Raw genomic sequence first — 19,516 nt, 5'->3', positions numbered from 1 at the left:
GGCATCAGCCCACTCGCGTTCGAAGCCAAGGTGGCATAATGAGATAGGTGACCGGCACAAAACCGTTACAAGTCCACATCTCTTTGCGCGCGGCCGGTCACGATCGCGTATCGGTAGATCGTTCCAAATGTACTGCGGAGGCGGTTGGCAGTTTCATATCTTCCGCGCACCTCTACCTTGCGCAAGACTTCGAGCAGTTCGGGCGCCGCCAGATCTGCGATCGGTCGGTTGCCGATAAGCGGATAGGCGAGGTCTAGCATCCAGCGCATTTTCTGGAGCGTCTTCGGCGCACGCCCCTCGATCTCAAGCCGGGCAAGCCATTCATCGGCTATAGCTTGAACGTCTCAACCGACTTGGCTTTCGCTTCGCGAAGATTGGCCTTGCGGACTTCGATAGGATCGCGGCCATCTGCTAACGCCTCTCGAGCAACCGATCTCTTTTCGCGAGCCTTCGCGAGAGACACATCAGGGTAGCTTCCTAAAGAAAGCGTCTTCTGTTGCCCCAAAAACCGATAGTTCATGCGCCATAGGCGGCCCCCTGTGGGCGCAACCAAGAGATACAGCCCCAGACCATCGGCCAGCTTGTAGGTCTTATCCTTTGATTTTGCAGCATTTATTGCCGTAACGGTGAGCGCCATGATGGTATCTCCGCGATGGTATTTTTCGGAATACCATCAAAATACCATCACAGAGGGGTGGCTGCCAGTGTACCCCCGGGGACGTGCGGGGACGATGGGCTTCTCAAAAACCCATGTTTTCCGCCATTTTTGGGATGGCAGTGGATGTTGCTGGATGCTCAAAAAAGAACAAATGGTGCCCGGGACCGGCATCGAACCGGCTCCCCGTCCGCCCTTCCCATGACTGCCGCTTATGGCTAGTCTCCGGGAAAGTGCGGACGGGGAGTTTTCTTATGAGCGACGGCATATTTCTTGGGCTGGCTCCTGACGCCCCCGGCAGCGCCGCCCCGCAGTCCCTGAACCTCAAGCGCGCCAATCGCCACGGCCTGATTGCGGGCGCGACCGGCACCGGCAAGACCGTCACGCTTCAGGGCATAGCGGAAGGCTTCTCCGCCGCTGGCGTGCCGGTCTTCGTCTCCGATGTCAAAGGCGACCTTTCCGGCATATCCATGGCCGGGTCGCCGACCTTCAAGAACGCCGACAAGCTGGTTTCGCGCGCCAGGGAAGTCGGCCTCGAAAACTACGCCTATGCCGACAATCCCGCGATCTTCTGGGACCTGTATGGCGAGCAGGGCCATCCGATCCGCACCACCGTCAGCGAGATGGGGCCGCTGCTCCTCGCCCGCCTGATGAACCTCAACGAGACGCAGGAAGGCGTGCTCTCGATCGCCTTCCGCTATGCCGACGAGGAGGGACTGCTGCTCCTCGACCTCGACGATCTCCAGTCGATGCTCGCTTATTGTGCGGAGAACGCCGACATGCTCTCCGCAAAATACGGCAATGTCACCAAGGCCAGCGTCGGCACCATCCAGCGCCAGTTGCTGCAACTCGACAGCCAGGGGGCCAAGCATTTCTTCGGCGAACCGGCGCTCGACATTCACGACTTGCTGAAGACTGACGATCAGGGCCGCGGCTACATCAACATCCTTGCCGCCGACAGGCTGATGCAGAGCCCGAAGCTCTATTCGACATTCCTGCTCTGGCTGATGTCCGAATTGTTCGAGACGCTGCCCGAAGTCGGCGACCCGGAAAAGCCGGTCCTCGTCTTCTTCTTCGACGAAGCGCACCTGCTGTTCGACGACGCGCCCAAGGCGCTGACCGACAAGATCGAGCAGGTCGTCCGCCTGATCCGATCCAAGGGTGTGGGCATCTACTTCATCACCCAGAACCCCATCGACATTCCCGAAGACGTTGCCGGCCAGCTCGGCAATCGCGTCCAGCACGCGCTGCGCGCCTTCACCCCTCGCGACCAGAAGGCGATCAAGGCGGCGGCGGAGACCTTCCGCATCAATCCCGCTCTCGACATCGCCACGGCCATCACCGAACTGAAGACCGGCGAAGCGCTGGTGTCGGTCCTGCAGGAGGATGGCTCCCCCTCGATGGTTCAGCGCACCCTGATCGCCCCGCCCCGTTCGCGATTGGGGCCGGTGGACGCCAAGGAACGCGCGATCATCCAGTCGATCTCGCCGGTCGCGGGTAAATATGACGATGCGGTCGACCGCGAATCCGCCGAAGAAATCCTCGCCGCGCGCGGCAATGCCGCCGCCGCTGCCGCGACCGCCGCCAAGGCGCAGGCAGAGTCCGACAAGGCGGCCGCAGCCCAGGCAAAGATCGAGGCCAAGCAGCAAGAAGCCCAACTGAAGGAACAGGCTCGCGCCGACGCCGCCGCCGCCCGCGAAGCTACAAAGCCGTCCGCCCTTGGCCGCGCCGTCCAGTCCGCCACGCGCTCCGCCGCCTCCACCGTGGGACGACAGGTCGCGAGTGAACTAACCAAGGTGGTGTTCGGCGGATCGAGCCGCCGCAAATCCACCTCCGGCGGGATAGCGGGAAGTCTGGTCCGCGGCATATTGGGCAGCTTGTTCAAATAATATGCGCCACGGCCGATGCATCAATCACCTTGACATCATGAACCATATAGGTTATACGCGTCATCACTTCCAACGCTCCTGATCACGGCGAAGGCAAGTGAAGGTTCCTGCGCGGCGGTGTCGTGCAGGAGCGGTCGGCGCGGAACCATCCAGCATGAAGACGGATATCCGCAATACTGCCGGCATACCTGGTACCGAGGACTGTAGGGGCGTCGCGTCAGCGGCTAACCAGTAATTGCCTCCAAATGCCCGAAAGGGAGCAGCAGACCCGCCGGGATGCCAAACCATAAAGCCTCGACGCTTTATCATGACTACCACTACCAAGTCGTCGAGCCTGGGTGACCGAGGCAAGGACGCGCCGACCGTCATCCTTCTTAATGAGTTTCCGGACACGCGCGCCCAAGCGCCACGATCCAACACGCCCAACTTTCTCCAGGCTGAGAAGTTGGATGAGGCACTCCACCCCTTCGCAAGGGCACGCACCCACCCCCGTTCGCCCTGAGCGAAGTCGAAGGGTCAGGCTGAGCGCAGGCGAAGCATCTTCACTTGCGTTCAGGACAAGGCTTCGACTTCGCTCAGCCCGAACGGATCGGCGGGGTGCCGCGATACCCGAACGCCGCGCCTCAACCCCTGACCGCATCCATGATCTGCCGGATCGGCGCCAAGTCGTACCCCGCCGCCGCCGCCTGCGCGGACAATGCCTCCACATCATCCCCGGCCCGCGCCCGCGTCAACGCCCACAACAAAGTGCTCCGCGTGCCCGACCGGCAATAGGCCAGCACCTTGCCAGCATCAGGACCTTGGCCCGCCTGCTCCAGCGCCGCCGCCATGCCATCCAGTTGCCACGGCGCGAAGCCCGCATGCGTCACCGGCACCGCGGCATAATCCAGCCCCGCTGCCCGCGCCGCCGCCTCGATCTGTGCGCCTGTCGGCTGGCCCGGCTCCTCGCCTTCGGGCCGGTTGTTCACCACCATCGTCACGCCCAGCGCCTTGGCCATATCGATCTCCGCCACCGTGATTTGCGGCGAAACATAGAGCGTGTCGGTGACTTGGCGGAACATGGGCGCATCCTTTGCAATCAGGCGCAAATCCATGCCCAATCCATCCCCGGCTTTCAAGCGCGGCGAACCAGGCCCTCAGCCATATTGCCGCAGCACGGCCAGAAACGCGTCGCCATAAGCCTCCAGCTTGCGCGTTCCGACGCCGCTGATCGTCCCCAAAGCGGACAGGCTGTCGGGCCGATACTCCGCCATTTCCCGCAGCGTCGAATCGTGGAACACCACATAAGGCGGCACCCCTGCCTCCTTCGCAAGTTCCCGCCGGCACGCCCGCAGCGCATCGAACAGCGGGTCGTCGCTCGGATTGGCCCCGGCGTCCCGCCCGCTGCGCCGCCGCACGCGCTTGGGCGGCAGCACCAGCGACACCGCCTCCTCGCCGCGCAGGATCGGCCGCGCGTTCGGCCCCAGCATCAGCCCGCCATGCTCGTTCGTCTCCAGCGCATCGCGGATCAGCAGCGCCCGCGATACCGGCCGCAGCAGCGCCGTCTCCTCGCCCGACACGATGCCCGACACCGACAGCCGGTCATGCCCGCGCTGCCGCACCTTGTCGTTGGCCGCGCCGGTCAGCACTGCCTCGATATGCTGCACGCCGAAGCTCTGCCCCGTCCGGTACACGGCCGACAGGAACTTGCGCGCCGTCTCGGTCGCGTCGATGCTGGCGGGCGGGGAGAGGCAGTTGTCGCAATTTCCGCAGGTCGCGGGCGGGTCCTCGCCGAAATGCCGCAGCAGTACCGCGCGGCGGCATCCCCCCGTCTCCACCAGCGCGCCCAATGCCGATATCCGCGCCCGCTCGCCAGCCTGCCGAGCCTGCTCGACTTCCATGATCCGCTGGCGGGCGCGGGCGAAGTCCTCCGCGCCCCAGAACAGATGCGCCTCTGCCGGTTCGCCGTCGCGGCCCGCGCGGCCCGACTCCTGATAATAGCCCTCGATAGACTTGGGCAGCCCGGCATGCGCCACGAACCGCACGTCGGGCTTGTCGATGCCCATGCCGAACGCGACCGTCGCCACCATCACCATGTCCTCGCTGGCGATGAAGGCCGCCTGATTGGCGCTCCGCACGGAGGGGTCCAGCCCCGCATGATAAGCGCGCACCTGCCGCCGCCCGCCAGCGGACAGGCTCGCCGCCATCTTCTCGGTCGCCGCGCGGGTTTGCGCGTAGACGATCCCCGGCCCCGGCTGAGCGGCCAGCAACTCGGCGATCTGCTTGCTCAGGCCATCGCGCGGATGCACGGCGTAGCGGATATTGGGCCGGTCGAAGCCCGAGATGATCATGCCGTCAGCCGGAATCCCGAGCTGCTTGAGGATGTCCTCTCGCGTGTGCGCGTCCGCCGTCGCCGTCAGGGCGAGGCGCGGCACCTCCGGAAACTCGTCCAGCAACGGCCGGAGCAGCCGATAGTCGGGCCGGAAGTCATGCCCCCATTCCGATACGCAATGCGCCTCGTCAATGGCGAACAGGGCAATCTCTGCCGAGCGCAGCAGCGACCGGAATCCCTCGCCGCTCGCCCGCTCCGGCGCGACATAGAGCAGGTCGAGGTCACCATTGCGCAGCCGGTCCTGCGTCTCGCGCCAGTCCGCATCCACCGACGTCAGGCTGGCGGCGCGAATGCCCACGGCCTGCGCCGCCCGCAACTGGTCGTGCATCAGCGCGATCAGCGGCGACACCACGACGCAGCATCCGTCGAACGCCACCGCCGGAAGCTGATAGCACAGCGACTTGCCCGCCCCGGTCGGCATGATCGCCAGCGTCCGCTTGCCTGCCATGACGCGCGCGACGACCTGCGCCTGCACGCCGCGAAAAGCGGGAAAGCCGAATATGTCGTGCAGAAGCTGGCGCGGATCGCGGGGCATTGGTGGGGGCTTAGATACCGGTGGGCTGTGGCGCAATTGGTTTGGTGGTCACACCTTCGTTTCCCAACCCGTTCGTGCTGAGTAGGGGCTGAGCGAAGTCGAAGACCCGTATCGAAGCATTTGGCGCCGCGCATAATCCTTCGATACATCACTTCGACAAGCTCAGTGATTACTCAGGACGAACGGCGTGCGGAAAGAAACCCCTACGCCTCCACTGCCTCGCCCTCCACCGTCTCCCGCTCCTGCGCCTGCCGCGCCCACATCGACGCATAGAGGTCGCCCGCCCGCAGCAGTTGGGCATGGGTGCCCCGCTCCCGCACGCGCCCGCTGTCCAGCACGATGATTTCGTCCGCCTCCACGACGGTCGAGAGCCGATGCGCGACGATGATCGTCGTGCGCCGCCGCGCAATCTCCCCCAGCACGCCCTGGATCGCTTCCTCGGTGCGGCTGTCCAGCGCGCTCGTCGCCTCGTCCAGCACCAGGATCGGCGGGTTCTTCACCAGCGTCCGCGCGATCGCCACGCGCTGTTTCTCGCCACCCGACAGCTTCAGCCCCCGCTCGCCGACCCGCGTGTCATAGCCTTCCGGCAGCGACAACACGAACTCGTGGATCGAAGCGCCCTTCGCCGCCGCCTCGATCTCCGCGCGATCAGCCCCCGCCCGGCCATAGCCGATATTATAGCCCACCGTATCGTTGAACAGCACCATGTCCTGCGGCACGATGCCGATGGCGGCGCGCAAACTGTCCTGCTGCACCTTCGCGATATCCTGCCCGTCGATCAGGATACGCCCCGACTGGATCTCGTAAAAGCGGAACAGCAGCCGTGCAATCGTGGACTTGCCCGCCCCGGACGGCCCGACGATCGCCAGCGTCTTGCCCGCGGGAATCGTGAAGCTCACCCCATGCAATATCTCGCGCTCCGGATCATATCCGAACACCACATTGTCGAACCGGACTTCGGCCTGTCCCACATGCAGCGCGGGAGCGCCCGGCACATCCCGGATCTCCTGCGGCGTGTCGACCAGATTGAACATCGCCTCCATGTCGATCAGCCCCTGCCGGATCGTGCGATACACCATGCCCAGCAGATCGAGCGGCCGGAAAAGCTGCGTCAGCAATCCGTTCACCAGCACCACGTCGCCGGTACTGAACGTCCCCCGGCTCCACCCCCAGACGGTATAGGCCATCGCCCCCGCCATCATCAGGTTGGTGATCAGCGATTGCCCGATATTCAGCCACGCCAGGCTGTTCTCCGACTTGACCGCCGCCGCCGCATAGCGCCGCATCGCCGTGCCGTACCGCTCCGCCTCGCGCGCCTCGGCCCCGAAATACTTGACCGTCTCGAAGTTCAGCAGGCTGTCCACGGCATGCGCGACCGCCCCGGTGTCGAGGTCCACCATGTCCCGCCGCAGCTGGTTGCGCCACTCCGTCACCGTCCGCGTGAACCAGATATACAGGCCGACCATGACCAGCGTCGCCGCGACCATGCCGAAGCCGAACTTCAGCTGGAAGAACACGCAGACTGCCGCCAGTTCCAGCACCGTCGGCGCGATGTTGAACAGCAGGAAGTACAGCATCGTGTCGATGCTCTTGGTCCCGCGCTCCACGATCTTGGTGACGGCACCCGTCTTGCGGTCCAGATGGAAGCGCAGCGACAGGCGGTGCAGATGCCCGAACACATGCTCAGCCAGCCGCCGGGTCGCTTCCTGGCCGACGCGCTCGAACACGACATTGCGCACATTGTCGAACACCACCGACACGAACCGCGCCAGCGCGTAAGCGCCGACCAGCGCAATGGCGAGGCCCGCCACCGGCTCCAGCCCCGGCGCCATCCGGTCGATCGCGGCCTTGTAGGCGAACGGCATCGCAAACGCCGTCGCCTTGGCCAGCACCACCAGCACCATCGCCAGCACGACACGCACGCGCAGCGCCCGCGAATCGGCGGGCCACAGATAGACGAAGAACCGGCGGAGCGTTGCCCAGGCGGGCGGCGCATCCTCGCGCGGCCCGAGAGACGTGGGATTATCGGGAGGCATTGCCCGCATGTAGGGTAGGCAGCGGCGAAATCCAAATGGTCCCGCCGCTGCCGTAAGAGATCAGTCGCGCAGCAACTCGTTGATGCCGGTCTTGGAGCGCGTCTGCGCGTCCACGCGCTTGACGATCACCGCGCAGGACAGGTTCGGCCCCGGCGTCCCGTCCGGCAGCGGCTTGCCCGGCAGCGATCCGGGCACGACGACCGAATAAGGCGGCACTTGCCCAATGAATATCTCGCCCGTGGTGCGATCCACGATCTTGGTCGTGCTGGTGATGAAGACGCCCATCGACAGCACCGACCCCTTGCCGATCCGCACGCCTTCGACGACTTCGGACCGCGCACCGATGAAGCAATCGTCCTCGATGATCACTGGGTCCGCTTGCAACGGCTCCAGCACGCCGCCGATGCCGACCCCGCCCGAAAGATGGACGTTCTTGCCGATCTGCGCGCAGCTTCCGACCGTGACCCAGGTGTCGACCATCGTGCCTTCGTCCACGAATGCGCCGATGTTGACGAAGCTCGGCATCAGGATGACGTTCTTCGCGATATGCGACCCCGCTCGCGCAAACGCCCCCGGCACCGCGCGGAATCCGGCAGCACGGAACCGCGCTTCGTCCCAGCCCTCGAACTTGCTCGGCACCTTGTCCCACCAGAACGCACCGCCCGGACCGCCTGGGATCAGCGCGTTGTCGTTCAGGCGAAAGGAAAGCAGCACCGCCTTCTTCAGCCACTGATTGACCTGCCAGCCGTCCGCGACCGGCTCCGCCACGCGCGCCTCGCCCGCGTCCAGCAACCGCAGCGCCTCCACGACCGCATCCCGCACCTCTCCGCCGGTCGAGATACCGATATCGGCCCGCGCCTCCCAGGCTGCGTCAATCGTGGCAATCAGTGCGTCGCTCATCTCAATCCCCTGTATTTCCCTGAAGTACGTCCCCCAGAAATGGCGTCAGATGCTCTGTCTCATAATCGATGAAATCGGCATGAGCGCCGACATCGCCTGCTTCCGATCCATTGTTCACCCACACCGTTGCCATGCCGATAACCTTGGCAGGCTTCAGGTTCCGCGCCATATCCTCGAAGAAGACGCTCCGCGCCGGATCGACATCGTGCCGCTCGCACAGCGCCGCATAGCCCGAAGGATCGGGCTTGGGCACATAGGCGCAGGCATGGATGTCGTGGATCAGCTCGAACGCGTCCGCCAGGCCCAGCTTCGCCAGCACGCGCCCTGCATAGGCCGCATCGCCATTGGTGAAGATCAGCCTGCGCCCCGGCAGCGCCGCGATATGGTCGATCAGCTCATGATCCTCGACGATCCGGTCCAGCGAGATGTCATGCACATAATCGAGGAAGCTGTGCGGGTCGGTCCCGTGATCGCGCATCAACCCGGCGAGCGTCGTGCCATGCTCCAGGAAATACCCCTTCTGCACGCGCCGCGCCTCCACCGGATCGCACCCGAGCAGCGTCTGGATGAACTCGCCCATCTTGATGTCGATCAGGCCGAACAGGTCCGCCTTCGCCGGGTACAGCGTATTGTCGAGATCGAAGATCCAGTTGTCGATATGAGCGAAATCCGCGCGCATGGCGGCTGACTAGGCGCGGCAGGCTTGAAGGGCAAGCGACGCTTAAATTAATGTTCATCGCCATCGGGCAGGATACAACGGACGAGATTCTCAGAGGCGTTGGTTCATGTCTATCCGTGTCGGTCCTGCTTGCCGAACTGCTCCCTATATGGCGTTGCTCGCCAGCTGCGCCCTGTCGGCCTGTGGCGGCGGAGGGAGCGGCGTGAACTCGACGCCGACACCCCCGCCTGCACCGATCGTGACGCCCGCGCCCGCGCCAGCCCCGACGCCCACGCCCACGGCAACCAATTACGACACCGCCGAATATCGCCGCTCCGATGGCCCGGTAGAGCACGGCGCCATCACTGCCTATCGGGAGGGCGCCAGCGGCAAGGGCATCACGGTCGGCATCATCGACAGCGGCATCGCCACTGCCAATGCGGAATTCGCGGGCCGGATCAGCACGGCATCGCAGGATTTCGCCAACAACGGCTCGATCGAGGATGTCGGCGGGCACGGGACCGCGGTGGCCACGGTGCTCGCGGCTGCGCGAAACGACCGCAGGACCTTGGGAGTCGCGTGGGAATCCACGATCCTTGCGCTGCGCACCGACACCGCAGGCACCTGCGCCACGGAGGACCCGGCGAACCCGGAGAGCGGCTGCCAGCACGATACGCGCGCGATCACGCGGGCGCTCGATCATGCCCGCGTCAGCGGCGCACGGGTCGTCAACATCTCGCTCGGCGGAGGCGGCGTTCCCCCCACGTTGAGGGACGCGGTAGACCGGGCAACGGCGGCCGGGATCATCATCGTCGTCTCATCGGGCAACGACGGAACGCCGGTTCCCGACGATTTCGCGACCTCGATCGTGAACGCCAATCAGGGCCGCGGCCTCGTCATCATCGCGGCGTCCGTCGATGCCAGTGGCGTGCACAGCAGCTTCTCCGACGGCGCGCAGGGCTATGAGCAATCCACGCTGTCCGCGCTGGGCGAGCGGGTCCTGTCCCAGGATCATACTGGCGCGCAGTTCCTCTACAGCGGCACCTCCTTCTCCGCGCCGCAGATCGCCGGAGCCGCCGCCCTGCTGGCGCAGGCCTTCCCCAATCTCAGCGGAACGCAGATAGTCAATCTGCTGCTCACCAGCGCCACCGATGCGGGCGATTCAGGTCCAGACGCCGTCTATGGCCGGGGCATATTGAACATCGCCCGCGCCTTCGCGCCGCTGGGACCGACTAGTCTGGCGGGCAGCGCCATCCCCTTGTCGTTCACCGCCAATGGCACCCTGTCTCCGGCCATGGGCGACGCGGCGGGACAGGCATCGCCGCAGGTCGTGGCGCTGGACAGCCTCGGCCGCGCTTATGGCGTGGACATCCGGCAGACGCTTGAGCGCGCCACCCCGAACCTCAATCTTGCCCCTGCATTGCAGAGCCGCGCGCGCTCGATCTCCGCCTCCGCCGGTCCGCTATCGGTGGCCATGACCATCGCGCCCGGTCGCGACCGCTCCATCGATGCACGGCAGCTGACCTTGACCGAACAGGATGCCGCCCGTGCCCGCACGCTGTCGGGATCGATCCTTACGCGGCTGGGACGCGGCACCACCGTCGCCCTCGGCTTCTCCGAAGGCGGCTCCAGCATCGCCGCCCGTATGGCAGGCGCTGTCCAACCCGCCTTCCTCATCGCCGGCAGGGTACAGGGCCAGTTCGGCTTTGATCATGTCGCGGCCAGCAGCGTCGGCGTTCAGCACGCGCTGGGCGGAGGCCTCGCACTCACCGCAACCGGCGAAAGTGGCCGCGTCTGGCAGCGCAGGGATATCGTCAAAGCCCTCTCCGACCCAGCCGACCGAGAGCGATATTCGACGCTGGGCCTCGCCCTGTCGGCCGATGCCGGAGCGTGGCATCTGCAGACGGGTCTCACCTATCTGCGCGAGGACGGCACGTTGCTCGGCGCCCGCTTTTCTCCGGCCGTGGGAATGCTCTCCGGCCGCAGCCTGTTCCTCGACGCCGCGGCGCGCTTCGATGCGGGCAATGGATGGGGCTTCGGATTATCTCTCCGGCAAGGCTGGACCAGCACGAACAGCAGAGCGGGATCGCGCGCGCGTCTCACCAGCAATGCCTGGGCAGTGGACGCCGAGCGCGCCGGTCTGTTCGACACCGCCGATCGCTTTGCGCTTCGCCTGTCGCAGCCCCTGCGGGTCGAGACGGGCGGGCTGCGGCTTAATCTGCCGACAGCTTACGACTACGGTACGCGATCGGCTTCGATGAATCTCGTCCGCCTGGGCCTCGCGCCGCAAGGACGGCAGATCGATCAGGAGGCCGTCTATTCGCTCCCGATCGGGCCGGGATGGCTGACGTCCAATCTGTACTGGCGCAGGCAGAGCGGCAATCTCGCCTGGTTCTCCGATGAACTGGGCGGCGCGATGCGATACGCGCTGAGCTTCTAGATCGTGAAGCTCTCGCCGCAGCCGCAGCTTCCCGTGGCATTGGGATTATTGAACACGAACCCGGCCGAAAAATCATCCTCCACCCAATCCATGGTGGAGCCGATCAGATACAGCACCGATCCGCCATCGATGTAGAAGGTGCCGCCCGGCGTCTCGATCTTCTCGTCGAACTTGGCTTCCTCGCTGACGTAATCGACGGAATAGGCCAGCCCCGAACAGCCACGCCGGGGCGTCGATAGCTTGACGCCGATGGCCCCTTCCGGAGCCTTGGCCATCAGGTCCGCAATGCGCTGCTCGGCATTGGCCGTGAGCAGAACAGCGGCAGGACGCGCGCGGGTTTTGACTTCGGTGGACATCACAGCATCCCCAGTTCGAGCTTGGCTTCGTCGCTCATCTTGGCGGGGTCCCATGGCGGGTCCCAGACGAGGTTGACCTCTGCATCCCCTACCCCCGGCACGGCGCCGACGCGCAGTTCGACTTCGGCGGGCATGGACTCGGCGACCGGGCAATGCGGCGTCGTCAGCGTCATCGTGACCACCGCATGGCCATCATCGGTGACATCGACCCCATATATCAGCCCCAGATCGTAGATGTTCACCGGGATTTCCGGATCGTAAATATCCTTCAGCGCCTCAATGATGCCATCATAGACACTCCCGCCGGGCTCGCCCTGTGCCGGTTCGGCGGGCTTGGCCGTGAGGAACCCATCCAGATAATCGCGCCTGCGCTCGCCGGAAGCATCGGCCTCATCGACACGCGCCTTTGGCGGCGCTGCGACCGTGCTGACTTCCTCGACTGCAATCTTCACTTCTTCGCTCATCCGAAGATCTTCCTTACCCGTTCGATGCCACGCACCAGTGCCGCAACATCGCTTTCGTCATTGTAGATGCCGAAACTTGCCCGCGCCGTAGCCTCGACTCCCAGCGCCCGCATCAGCGGCTGCGCGCAATGGTGCCCGGCCCGGATCGCGACGCCTTCCTCATCCAATATGGTGCCGACGTCGTGCGGATGCACCCCCACGACTTCGAAACTCAGGATGCCCGCGGAATTTTCCGGCCCGAACACTCGCACCGAATTCAGCCCGTGCAGCGCCTCGCGAGCCTGCCCTACCAACGCACATTCATGCGCATGAATAGTGTCGAGACCGATCGCCTGCACATAGTCGATCGCCGCCGCCAGACCGATCGCGCCGACGATATGCGGCGTCCCCGCCTCGAACCGCGTAGGCGCGGGGGCGTAGGTCGTCTTCTCGAACGTCACCTTGTCAATCATCGACCCGCCGCCCTGCCAGGGCGGCATCGCGTCGAGTATCTCCTGCCGCGCCCACAGCGCCCCGATCCCTGTCGGCCCATAAAGCTTGTGCGCCGACATCACGTAGAAGTCGCAATCAAGCGCCTGCACGTCTACCGCCAAGCGCGGCACCGCCTGACAACCGTCCAGCAACAGCTTTGCCCCCACGGAATGCGCAATGTCGGCGGCACGGCGCGCATCCAGCACCGATCCCAGCACATTGGACACATGCGCCAGCGCCACCATCTTGTGCGCAGGTGTAATCATCGCCGCCATCGCGTCGAGATCGATCTGGCCATCGTCAGTCAGCGGCACCACGTCGATGGAGGCGCCAACCTTCTCTGCGATCAGCTGCCAAGGCACGATATTGCTGTGGTGCTCCAGCATCGACAGCAGGATCCGGTCCCCCGCCTTCAGGTTCGCCCCACCCCAGCTTTGCGCGACGAGGTTGATCCCCTCGGTCGCGCCGCGCGTGAACACGATCTCGCTGTCCGATGCCGCGCCCAGAAAGTCCGCAACCTTCCGCCGCGCCGCCTCATAGCCCAGCGTCATGTTCGCCGAGCGCGCATAGACCCCGCGATGCACCGTCGCATAATCCCCGCCATAGGCCCGCGCGATCGCGTCGATCACTTGCCTTGGCTTCTGCGCCGTCGCTGCGGTATCGAGATAATGCCAGTCCAGCACGCCGGGGAAATCGCCGCGATACCCCCCAACCCCGCTCGGGCTGAGCCTGTCGAAGCCTTCGCCTGAACGAAGTGAAGGCACTTCGCTGTGCTCAGTGGAACCCTTCGACAAGCTCAGCCCGAACGGAGAGGATGTGGTGCTCATACCAGCACCTCCAGCTTCGCCAGCGCCGCCGTCTCCAGCCGCTCCCGCACCGCTTCATCCGCTACGCTGTCGAACACGCCCGCGATGAACGACTGCAACAACAATGTCCGCGCAGTCGCCGGGTCCATGCCGCGCGAGGCCATGTAGAACAACGCCGCCTTGTCCAGCTCGCCCACGGTAGCCCCATGCGCGCACTTCACGTCGTCCGCATAGATCTCAAGTTCAGGCTTCGCATTCGCCGTCGCGGTGCGGTCCAGCAGCATCGCCTTTACCGACTGCGCCGCATCCGTCTTCTGCGCGCCACGCGCCACGGTGATCTTGCCCATATACGTGCCCGTGGCGCGCCCCGCGAGGATCGACCGGATCACCTGTTCGCTTGTCGCATTGGGCTGCGCATGGGTGAGCGTAGTGACGATCTCCAGTGTCTGGCTGTCGCCACCGATGATCGCGCCGCCCAATTCGAAATGCGCGCCTTCGCCCAGCGTCACGTTCAGCGCGATCCGCCCGAAAGCCCCGCCAATATTCAAAACATGGAAATGACAAGCCGCGCCATCTGCAACGCCGATTTCATAGTCATGGATCGCCGTCGCGCCATCGGCAGCATCCTGCAACAGATGGTGATGCGCGACCTCCCCAGCCGCCACGCTGATCCGCGTCGCGGGCGCAACGGGCCAAGCCGCTGCCACGGCGTCGAGGTCGCTATAACGCCAAGCCTCGTCTCGCCGCGTCGGAAGGGCTACCGCATTCACGCCGCAAGCACCTCGGCCCCGACAACATCGGCATAGCCCTCGCGCTCCAGTTCCAGCGCCAGCTCCGGCCCGCCGCTCTTCACGATCCGACCGCCCGCCAGAACATGCACGAAATCGGGCTGCACATAATCCAGCAGCCGCTGGTAATGGGTGATCAGCAGCACGGCCTTGTCGGGTTTGCGCATGATCGCATTGATCCCCGCGCCAACGATCTTCAGCGCGTCGATATCGAGTCCGCTGTCGGTCTCGTCGAGGATCGCGAGCCTGGGATCGAGGATGCCCATCTGCACCATCTCGTTCCGCTTCTTCTCGCCGCCCGAAAAGCCGACATTCACCGGCCGCTTCAGCATTTCCATGTCGAGGCCGAGCAGCGCCGCCTTCTCCTTGGCCAGCTTGATGAACTCGCCCCCGGACAGCGGAGCCTCGCCCCGCGCCTTGCGCTGGCTGTTCAGGCTCTCGCGCAGGAACTGGAGATTGGACACACCCGGAATCTCGACCGGGTACTGGAACCCCAGGAACAGCCCCGCCGCCGCGCGCTCATGCGGGTCCATGCCGAACAGGTCCGCACCCTCGAATGTAGCGCTGCCGCCCGTCACTTCATAACCAGGCCGCCCGCCCAGCGTATAAGCCAATGTGGACTTGCCCGCACCATTGGGCCCCATGATCGCATGGATTTCCCCAGCATTCAGGGTGAGCGACAGACCCTTGAGGATGGCCTTGCCGTCGATGGCGTTGGTGAGGTTATCGATATTAAGCATTGGCTCTCAATTCACTAAATTCATGTGCGGCGGCGAAACGGCAGGTAATCACCCTACGCTCCCCTCCAGCGAAATCCCCAGCAGCTTCTGCGCCTCGACCGCGAACTCCATCGGCAGTTGCTGCAGCACTTCCTTCGCAAAGCCATTCACGATCAGCGACACCGCGCTCTCCGTGTCCAGCCCGCGCTGCATCGCGTAGAACAGTTGGTCGTCGGAGATCTTCGACGTCGTCGCCTCATGCTCGATCTGCGCCGAGGGGTTCTTCACTTCGATATAGGGCACGGTATGCGCGCCGCACTGGTCGCCCAGCAGCAGGCTGTCGCACTGCGTGAAGTTGCGCACGCCCTCCGCCGTCGCGCCGACGCGCACCAGCCCGCGATACGTATTGTTCGACCGGCCCGCACTGATCCCCTTCGACACGATGGTAGACCGGGACCCCTTGCCCAGATGGATCATCTTCGTGCCGGTATCGGCCTGCTGCATGTTGTTGGTGAGCGCGACGGAGTAGAACTCCCCGACGCTGTTCTCGCCCGCCAGCACGCAGGAGGGATATTTCCACGTTATCGCGCTGCCGGTCTCGACCTGGGTCCAGCTGATCTTGCTGTTCTTGCCCTGGCATAGCCCGCGCTTGGTCACGAAATTATAGATGCCGCCCTTGCCCTCCGCGTCGCCCGGATACCAGTTCTGCACGGTCGAATATTTGATCTCGGCATCGTCCAGCGCGACCAGTTCGACCACCGCGGCGTGCAACTGGTTCTCGTCGCGCATCGGCGCGGTGCAGCCTTCCAGATAGGACACATAGCTGCCCTTCTCCGCAACGATCAGCGTTCGCTCGAATTGCCCGGTATTCTCCGCATTGATCCGGAAATAGGTGGAAAGCTCCATCGGGCAACGTACGCCCTCGGGAATGTAGACGAACGTCCCGTCCGAAAAGACAGCGCAGTTCAGCGTAGCAAAGTAATTGTCATGCATCGGCACGATCTTGCCGAGCCACGCCTTCACCAGCTCCGGATATTCCCGCACCGCTTCGCTGATCGAGCGGAAGATGACGCCCGCTTCCTCCAACTCCTTGCGGAAGGTCGTCGCGACGGAAACGCTGTCGAACACCGCATCCACTGCGATCTTGCGCGATCCCTTGACGCCCGCAAGCACTTCCTGCTCGGCGATCGGGATACCCAGCTTCTCATAAGTCCGAAGGATCTCCGGATCGACTTCATCCAGCGAATTGAGTTCCGGCTTCGCCTTGGGCGCGGCGTAGTAATAGGCGTCCTGATAATCGATCGGGGGCACGTTCAGCTTGGCCCAGTCCGGCGCCGTCATCTTCTGCCACATGGCGAACGCCTTCAGCCGCCAGTCCAGCATCCACTGCGGCTCGTTCTTTTTTGCCGAAATGAACCGCACGGTATCTTCGTTCAGTCCCTTGGGTGCGAAGTCCTGCTCGATGTCGCTCGCCCACCCGAATTCGTAGGTGGAGGCGCGATCGACGGCTTCCTGCGCTTCGGCGTTGCGGACAGTGGTGATATCTTCGGTCATACGGCTTCTCTTGACAGGCTGTTCAGCGACACGCCGGCTAGCGCCCCTCGAATGGCGCCATTGACGGCACCCCAATGCGGACGAACGCGGCAACTGCTTTCCAGTGCACAATCATGGCGTGCGGCACCTTCCTCCACACAGGCGGTCATAGCGATCGGACCTTCCACCGCCTCGACGATGTCAGCAAGGCTGATGCTGTCCGCTGACCGCGCCAAAGCAAACCCGCCCCCGGCGCCACGTGCCGACTCAAGCAATCCCGCCACCGCCAACCGCCCGAGCAGCTTCTGGGCGGTGGGCAGCGGCACTCCCGTGCGCAACGCGATATCGGTTGCCGACAGCCGCGCATCTTCATCCGCACGCGCAGCGGCGGCAGACATGACGACGATCGCATAATCGGCAAGGCTTGAAAGCCGCATCGGCGAATCCCAATCGGAGTAAATTGTTCCGATTGGGCATGTGGTCGTGAACGCGGCGGAAATCAACCTTATGTTGAAGATCGCCAACAATGGCCTTTCAGCTGATCCGATTGATCTCCGCCATCGCCAGGCCCATGTCGCGCCGTTGCAACGTCAATCTGGCCACCTCCGTCGGATCCGTCATCAACTGATGCGGCGTTAGGCCGACGAAATGCTTGATCTCGCGAATGAAGTGGGACTGGTCGTAGAATGTCGAAGCGTCGCACAGTTCCTGCCAAGGCGTTTGATCGACGGCGATCCTCACTGCACAACGCAACGCGCGATATTTTCGGGCCAGCAGTTTGGGCGGGCCGCCATAAAGGCGGTTGGTCAGCCGGGCGACCTGCCGATTGGAAAGACCGGTAGCCGCAACCAAGTCGGCCACATTGGGGGAGCCGTCCCTCGCCAGCCATGCGTCCACCGCACTCACCAGGCCGAGCATGGATGGCGAAACTGGCCGTAGATGCGCCTGTAGGAATTGCCAGATATCAGCGGCGACTGCCTGATTGTCATGGCGGAGCGCCTGCAGATGTTCCAGAAATTCGCGATAGTCGGCACTGCGTGTCGCGGCCATGTCGGCCAGATTGTCCGTCAGTTCGCTGACGTCGCCGCTCTCCAGTGCAACCCATCCCAACGGTAACAGGGAAATGCCCCATACGTCCGCTGGCTCGCCAAGCCGAAAGCTTGTAGCACCCATGGTGGGCCCCAGAAGACATACGGCCGGGGTGGCGGCCTGATTACCGTTATGGAAGGCATATTCGCCTGAACCACGGAGCATGAACCGCAGTTGCCCGGCATCGGCACGCGTCACATCCGCATAAGGGGCAATGGTCGTCGTGAAGCGATAGGCTGCGCCGAAATAGTTGCGCATCGACTCGGGAGGCGCAAAATAGTGCAGGTCTACGGCAGGATCAGCGGCTAAGTGTTCACTACGTAGCCCCACGTGGTTACCGCTTCATGGCAATGATGTTCACGATCAAGTCGGGCATTTCGCGCGTCGAACTTTGATGTGTCAGACCGATATTCATCGCGTGCTATCCCTCCGTTACCAGTCATTGCGCGGTGTCGTGCGCCACGCAATCTGTTTTGTGGGCTACATCGCGCAAAAGTTGGGCTGAGTCCGGATCGGATAAAAAAAAAAAGACCCGAACGGATGGCCGCTCGGGTCCAGGAAAAGGTCTCCTGTCATTCGACTAGAGCCCTTCGGGTCGCGGCGGCGGTTTAGATCAAGTTGCCGGACGTTTTATTGTACAGAATCGACATCCTCGCCGTATTTTCCGCACCTCTCGGCGCAACTGCTGTTAGATTGTTGCGCCCGAACGCTCGTATCGCAACGCTCCTTCTTTTGACGTGGGTTCCCGCACATGTATTAGCGCAGCGATGGCCTATTCCCTTTTTCGCCCGCTCCTGTTCCGCCTGGACGCCGAACAGGCGCATGAGATGACCCTCAAAATACTTCAGTGGGTGCCCGCCACGACTCGCCTTCGGGCTGACCCGGTGCTCTCGAACGTAGTAGCGGGCCTGGATTTTGCTGCGCCGGTCGGTTTGGCGGCAGGTTTCGACAAGAACGGGGTCGTCGCTCACAAGATGCACGCCCTGGGGTTTGGCTTTGCTGAACTGGGCACTCTTACGCCGCTGCCACAAGCGGGCAATCCCAAGCCGCGCCTGTTCAGGCTGACGGAGGATCGGGCAGTGATCAACAGGATGGGGTTCAATAACGAGGGACAGGCGAAAGCAGCGGCCCGTCTTTCGAAGCTCGCCCGGCGCAATTCCGTGATCGGCATCAATATCGGCGCCAACAAGGATGCCGTCGACCGGACAGCGGATTATGTCACCGGCGTCAGAGCCATGGCGCCCTTTGCCGACTATCTTACGATCAACATTTCCTCTCCCAATACGCCCGGCCTCCGAGCATTGCAGGACAAGGGGGCGCTGGACGCCTTGTTGGCTGCGGTGATGCAGGCCCGGGGCGGAGACGCTACGCCGATCTTCCTGAAGGTGGCGCCGGACCTGGAAGCCGAAGACATTCGCGACATCGCCGATGCCTGTATCGAACATCGCGTCGACGCCCTCATCGTGTCGAACACGACGATCGCCAGACCTCCGCTGAAATCGCGCCATGCGCAGGAAACAGGCGGATTGTCAGGAGCCCCGCTCCAAGCCCAATCCCTGCAAAGGCTGCGCGATTTCCGTTCGGTCCTCGGCACCGCCGTCCCGCTGATCAGCGTCGGCGGTATTTCAACTGCCGACCATGCCTATCAGCGCATCCGGGCTGGCGCATCCTTGCTCCAGTTATATTCCGCTCTGGTCTATGAAGGGCCGATGCTGGCGCGAACGATCCACGCGGGCCTGAAGCAACGACTGCTGCAGGATGGCTTTACGAACATCAGCCAGGCCATCGGCATAGACGCATAGTTCG

Annotated in this window: 18 protein-coding genes; 3 read left to right on the top strand and 15 right to left on the bottom strand. The window is 63.8% G+C overall.

Annotated features, from left to right (window positions below):
• Positions 1–65 precede the first annotated feature (65 nt).
• The gene (locus tag QHC67_RS13420) at positions 66–302 is read right to left on the bottom strand and encodes a phage integrase central domain-containing protein (protein ID WP_413818542.1); all 237 of its coding nucleotides are present in this window, start codon (positions 300–302) and stop codon (positions 66–68) included.
• A 26-nt stretch (positions 303–328) separates the two neighbouring features.
• Positions 329–637 carry an Arm DNA-binding domain-containing protein gene (locus QHC67_RS13415; RefSeq protein WP_319295113.1) on the bottom strand — a complete coding sequence of 103 codons (309 nt, stop codon included), beginning with the start codon at positions 635–637 and terminating at the stop codon, positions 329–331.
• Between the two features lie 272 nt (positions 638–909).
• Between QHC67_RS13415 and QHC67_RS13410 the strand changes: the two genes are divergently transcribed.
• A complete protein-coding gene (locus QHC67_RS13410; protein WP_319295111.1) occupies positions 910–2,544 on the top strand; it encodes a helicase HerA-like domain-containing protein in 1,635 nt (544 codons plus the stop codon).
• Positions 2,545–3,167: 623 nt separating this feature from the next.
• On the opposite strand, the gene QHC67_RS13405 is transcribed toward QHC67_RS13410, so the two are convergent.
• The 5 genes from QHC67_RS13405 to QHC67_RS13385 form a co-directional block, all read right to left on the bottom strand.
• A complete protein-coding gene (locus QHC67_RS13405; RefSeq protein ID WP_319295117.1) occupies positions 3,168–3,605 on the bottom strand; it encodes a TIGR01244 family sulfur transferase in 438 nt (145 codons plus the stop codon).
• 75 nt (positions 3,606–3,680) lie between these two features.
• Positions 3,681–5,450 (bottom strand): DNA helicase RecQ, encoded by a 1,770-nt coding sequence (recQ, locus tag QHC67_RS13400; protein ID WP_319295109.1) that lies wholly within the window; start codon positions 5,448–5,450, stop codon positions 3,681–3,683.
• 203 nt (positions 5,451–5,653) lie between these two features.
• Positions 5,654–7,486 (bottom strand): ABC transporter ATP-binding protein/permease, encoded by a 1,833-nt coding sequence (locus QHC67_RS13395; RefSeq protein WP_319295107.1) that lies wholly within the window; start codon positions 7,484–7,486, stop codon positions 5,654–5,656.
• Between the two features lie 60 nt (positions 7,487–7,546).
• Complete coding sequence (gene dapD / locus QHC67_RS13390) at positions 7,547–8,386, bottom strand: 2,3,4,5-tetrahydropyridine-2,6-dicarboxylate N-succinyltransferase (protein WP_319295105.1); 840 nt, start codon at positions 8,384–8,386, stop codon at positions 7,547–7,549.
• Between the two features lies 1 nt (position 8,387).
• On the bottom strand, positions 8,388–9,065 hold the full coding sequence (locus tag QHC67_RS13385) for a pyrimidine 5'-nucleotidase (protein WP_319295103.1): 678 nt from the start codon (positions 9,063–9,065) through the stop codon (positions 8,388–8,390).
• A 106-nt stretch (positions 9,066–9,171) separates the two neighbouring features.
• Here QHC67_RS13385 and QHC67_RS13380 point away from each other — a divergent pair, with 106 nt between their 5' ends.
• Positions 9,172–11,484: a S8 family serine peptidase gene (locus tag QHC67_RS13380; RefSeq protein ID WP_319295101.1), complete on the top strand. Its 2,313-nt coding sequence runs from the start codon at positions 9,172–9,174 to the stop codon at positions 11,482–11,484.
• On the opposite strand, the gene QHC67_RS13375 is transcribed toward QHC67_RS13380, so the two are convergent.
• The 8 genes from QHC67_RS13375 to QHC67_RS13340 form a co-directional block, all read right to left on the bottom strand.
• Positions 11,481–11,840: an iron-sulfur cluster assembly accessory protein gene (locus tag QHC67_RS13375; protein ID WP_319295099.1), complete on the bottom strand. Its 360-nt coding sequence runs from the start codon at positions 11,838–11,840 to the stop codon at positions 11,481–11,483. The two genes, QHC67_RS13380 and QHC67_RS13375, sit on opposite strands and share 4 nt — an antisense overlap.
• Complete coding sequence (locus tag QHC67_RS13370) at positions 11,840–12,304, bottom strand: SUF system Fe-S cluster assembly protein (RefSeq protein WP_319295097.1); 465 nt, start codon at positions 12,302–12,304, stop codon at positions 11,840–11,842. The genes QHC67_RS13375 and QHC67_RS13370 overlap by 1 nt, the downstream gene beginning before the upstream one ends.
• Entirely contained in the window at positions 12,301–13,602 is a 1,302-nt protein-coding gene (locus QHC67_RS13365) for a cysteine desulfurase (protein ID WP_319295095.1), read from the bottom strand. Before QHC67_RS13365 ends, QHC67_RS13370 begins: the two co-directional genes overlap by 4 nt.
• A complete protein-coding gene (locus QHC67_RS13360) occupies positions 13,599–14,351 on the bottom strand; it encodes a SufD family Fe-S cluster assembly protein (protein ID WP_319295093.1) in 753 nt (250 codons plus the stop codon). The genes QHC67_RS13365 and QHC67_RS13360 overlap by 4 nt, the downstream gene beginning before the upstream one ends.
• Complete coding sequence (sufC, locus tag QHC67_RS13355; protein WP_319295090.1) at positions 14,348–15,109, bottom strand: Fe-S cluster assembly ATPase SufC; 762 nt, start codon at positions 15,107–15,109, stop codon at positions 14,348–14,350. The genes QHC67_RS13360 and sufC overlap by 4 nt, the downstream gene beginning before the upstream one ends.
• Positions 15,110–15,157: 48 nt before the next feature.
• Positions 15,158–16,642, bottom strand: coding sequence for a Fe-S cluster assembly protein SufB (gene sufB / locus QHC67_RS13350; RefSeq protein ID WP_319295088.1), 1,485 nt, complete (start codon positions 16,640–16,642; stop codon positions 15,158–15,160).
• Entirely contained in the window at positions 16,639–17,058 is a 420-nt protein-coding gene (locus QHC67_RS13345; RefSeq protein ID WP_319295086.1) for an SUF system Fe-S cluster assembly regulator, read from the bottom strand. Before QHC67_RS13345 ends, sufB begins: the two co-directional genes overlap by 4 nt.
• A gap of 97 nt (positions 17,059–17,155) precedes the next feature.
• Positions 17,156–17,968: an AraC family transcriptional regulator gene (locus QHC67_RS13340; protein WP_319295084.1), complete on the bottom strand. Its 813-nt coding sequence runs from the start codon at positions 17,966–17,968 to the stop codon at positions 17,156–17,158.
• A gap of 509 nt (positions 17,969–18,477) precedes the next feature.
• Here QHC67_RS13340 and QHC67_RS13335 point away from each other — a divergent pair.
• Positions 18,478–19,512: a quinone-dependent dihydroorotate dehydrogenase gene (locus QHC67_RS13335; protein ID WP_319295083.1), complete on the top strand. Its 1,035-nt coding sequence runs from the start codon at positions 18,478–18,480 to the stop codon at positions 19,510–19,512.
• Positions 19,513–19,516 lie beyond the last annotated feature (4 nt).

This window comes from Sphingobium sp., from assembly GCF_033795625.1.
Classification (GTDB): Bacteria; Pseudomonadota; Alphaproteobacteria; order Sphingomonadales; family Sphingomonadaceae; genus Sphingobium.
The sequence above is the reverse complement of the archived record's forward strand: the minus strand, read 5'-3'. Positions and strand labels throughout refer to the sequence as shown.